This is a genomic window from Prevotella sp. P5-64 (assembly GCF_002251285.1).
Taxonomy (GTDB): Bacteria; Bacteroidota; Bacteroidia; order Bacteroidales; family Bacteroidaceae; genus Prevotella.
Genome location: NZ_NPJK01000043.1, coordinates 1 through 3291 on the forward strand (window position 1 = coordinate 1; position 3291 = coordinate 3291).

Consider the following 3291-nt stretch of genomic DNA (forward strand, 5'->3'; position numbering starts at 1 on the left):
CCCACCTCTTCCCATTCCGAACAGAGAAGTTAAGCCCACTTGCGCCGATGGTACTGCAATGCAATGCGGGAGAGTAGGTAGCCGCCCTTTTTCACGAAGAGCCTTGGTCACGACAGTGACTGAGGCTTTTTTCGTTGGTATATGTGCCATAGTTGGGCAAAGAAGATGATTGTTGCCATCCGATAATCAAATTGAACGGTAACCATCCGAAATAGGCCGCCTTTTCCATTTCGTCGAGACTGATTACCTTTGTCCTCAAAAAAAGTTTTGTTCAATTTGAATGAGGACAACCGTATAGTTATGGCGCAGCATCCGACAGATATGCGCATGGGCGTTAAAGGTATGTGTGGGCAGGTCAGGAAAGTGGGTCTGGCACCGGCTAATGGTGACGTGTATATATTTGTGGGCAAGTCTCGCACGACCATGAAGTTGCTCCATTGGGAACTATTGCTGTCCGCTAAAACTTTTTTTGAGCATATAAAAATTAGGGCTGGATTCCTCGCTTGGAATTCAGCCCTTTTAGTTACCTTTGTTTCTTGTTGTAAATTTCAATTCAAGTAACTATGAACAAAGGTACACATTTTAGCGGACAGCCGATGTATGGTCAGCTAATAAATTTGCTCAACAAGGAAGAAATTCTCAAATTCAGCCGCGAGCATAATGGTGAACGCTACGTAAAGCGCTTTGATGCCTACCAGCATATGGCCATAATGCTTTACGCTGTCATCAGAAAATTCGACACATTGCGCGAGATTACTGATTCTATGTTTCCTGAAGCGCGCAAGCTCGCCCATTTGGGCATAAGGACGATGCCAAGGCGCAGCACTTTGTCTGATGCCAACGCCCGCAGGCCTGAGGCTGTGTTTGAGGCCACGTACCGCAGCCTGTACGCCCGATACAAGGACGAACTTTCCTCGGACATCCGAAAACGGCGGATGCCTGCATGGTTCAACCGCCTGCAGATTATCGACTCCACGACAATAAGCCTTTTTCCCAACCTCATTTTCAAAGGCGTAGGCAGGCATCCCAAGACCGGGAAAAAGAAGGGTAGCATAAAAGTGCACACCAATATCCACGCTAACGAGTTCGTGCCGTCTGACATCAAGTTCACGTCAGCCGCAACCAATGGCAGCTTTATGCTGAAGCCCGCGAATTATAACGATGGAGATATCATTGCCATGGACAGGGCCTACATAGACTATGCCAGGTTTGAGGAACTGACCAATCGTGGTGTCACATACGTGACAAAAATTAAGAAGAATCTTGTATATGATACTCTTTCTGACACAATGTACATGTTGCCGTGTGGCCTCATGGAGTGTAGAGTCCAGGTCGTGGAGTTCAGGAAACATATAAAGGGCGGAGAGAATATCAAACACAAGGCCCGTATTGTCACCTATGTCGATCCTGCGAAGAAAAAGGCGAAAGTCATATCGTTGCTCACCAACGACATGACCATGGAGGTGGAAGACATCATTGACATATACCGCCAAAGATGGGAAATAGAGTTGCTGTTAAAGCAGTTGAAACAAAATTTCCCGCTTAAATACTTCTATGGGGAGAGCGCCAACGCCATCAAGATACAGATTTGGGTCACCCTAATAGCCAATCTCCTTCTGATGGTCATAAAAAAGCGCATCAAACCCTCTTGGAGCTTTTCTGAGAATCATGCTCATGTATTATGTGAACTGCTATACTTTCCTTGAGGAACCAGAAAAAAACTGGGCAAAAATGGTTCAGGAGGCTCTGGAAACACCCCCTGAACCAAGCATTTTCAGAGGACTTCGGGAGGGGATTTGTGCTCTTTAGAGTTTTAGCGGACAGCAATAATATAGAATGAAGAGTTGATGTTTGACTTATCTCTTAAAAACCAAGTGATAACCTATGCCTCTATAGAGTTGGCTGTTAGAAGAATGAGCGCTTCTGGTTTCAGAAACTGTTCTTTGGATGAATAAAGTGCACTATATCGTCATTTGGTCGGGCGTTTTTTTACCAATTGCTTTGCGTTTTTTAGGCAATTATAGACATGTTGGCTAAGAATCATTGATTTATATGTATAACCAACTTGCTTTAGTGGGCTTTTGGGTGTAATTTTGCAATGTTTCAATAAGGCATAGTATTATGATAGATTTCTTCAAATTCAAGTTGTTCATTTCTCTCGTCAACTACTTCACTACTAAGGATTTTACTATATGTTCTAGCAGTCAATAGGTGCTGTTGACTATAGAGCTGTTAAAATTGGAATGGCAGCATAAGATATATATGAAATTCTCTTGTTACAAGAAAACTGCTGTGTTTTTGAATATTTTAAAGGGATACTAATGATAGTAAGTCATTTCGAACACGGATGGTAGCGTGAATTACTCTTTTTGAAGGCTGAAATAATGGTTGCTGGTATGTATTTTCATAATTCACGATTTGAATTCAGGAAATACGCGTGTCTGGAGAATGACAGTGTATTCCATCGAAAGATATGTTCTATGTAGTGTTATATAACCGTTATTATTTAGGTTGGTCCTTTGCGATGTGTTATGGCTTAAGCCCAAATCGGTCATTAGGATTTCTCTGTGTCGTACGGCAAAGAGAAATCCTTTAATTTTTCCCATATAGATAAGAATGATTGTCGTGTTTTTAGTGATCTAGCCAAATATAGGATGTGCTTGTCTTTTGTTTTTCCCAGATAGGCTGGCGTCGATATCAACTCGTATCGGATAGTCTTCAGAAATTTCTTCTTGTTGGAATTGATCAGCGCATGTCTGAACAACGACATAAAGTTATATGCCATAACAATGAAATTCCCACATGCCTCTGTTGCCCAGAAGTTATTTGTGACAAAGTCATCGATGGAGAAATCATTCTTCAATTCTTTTATCCTATTCTCAGAATCCGCTCTTCCGCGATATGAGTCATATACAATCTTGGCCGGCAGGTCAAGGTCTGTTACAAAGCAGCTGTATCGGTATTTTCCGAAATCCTGCTCATCCTCAAAAAGCTCCAGTTGCTTGATTTGCTTTCCTGCAGCTTTGGGGCGCTTGTCTATTTCTTGCCTGACCATCACAATGCGTCTAGGCTTCTCCCAACCGTTTGCCTGATAGATGGTTTCGGATATTTCCAATCCGTCTGTTAGCTCTATCCATTTGCGTTCATGGGTGAGACTGTACTTTATACGATTGTTGAAACGGCAGGCAATGATATAGTGTAACCCTTTCATTTCCAGATAGTCAAGTATTTCCTTCGCAAAGAAACCGCTATCCATGCGGACCAGCCCGACACGTTTGCCCTCAAGTTTTG

Annotated in this window: 2 protein-coding genes, 1 rRNA gene and 1 pseudogene; 3 read left to right on the plus strand and 1 reads right to left on the minus strand. The window is 42.7% G+C overall.

The annotated features are described in order from the left end of the window. The 3 genes and pseudogenes from rrf to CIK87_RS08450 all read left to right on the plus strand — a co-directional run. A 5S ribosomal RNA gene (gene rrf, locus CIK87_RS08440) occupies positions 1-90 on the plus strand; the annotation flags it as partial. A gap of 210 nt (positions 91-300) precedes the next feature. Then, positions 301-561 carry an IS66 family insertion sequence element accessory protein TnpB gene (gene tnpB / locus CIK87_RS08445; protein ID WP_094386825.1) on the plus strand — a complete coding sequence of 87 codons (261 nt, stop codon included), beginning with the start codon at positions 301-303 and terminating at the stop codon, positions 559-561. Between the two features lie 2 nt (positions 562-563). Beyond that, positions 564-1809: pseudogene (locus tag CIK87_RS08450) on the plus strand (IS4 family transposase). Between the two features lie 745 nt (positions 1810-2554). Here CIK87_RS08450 and CIK87_RS08455 read toward each other — a convergent pair. Beyond that, positions 2555-3291 (minus strand): transposase (locus CIK87_RS08455; protein WP_144008070.1); only part of this gene is annotated, 737 nt, incomplete at its 5' end.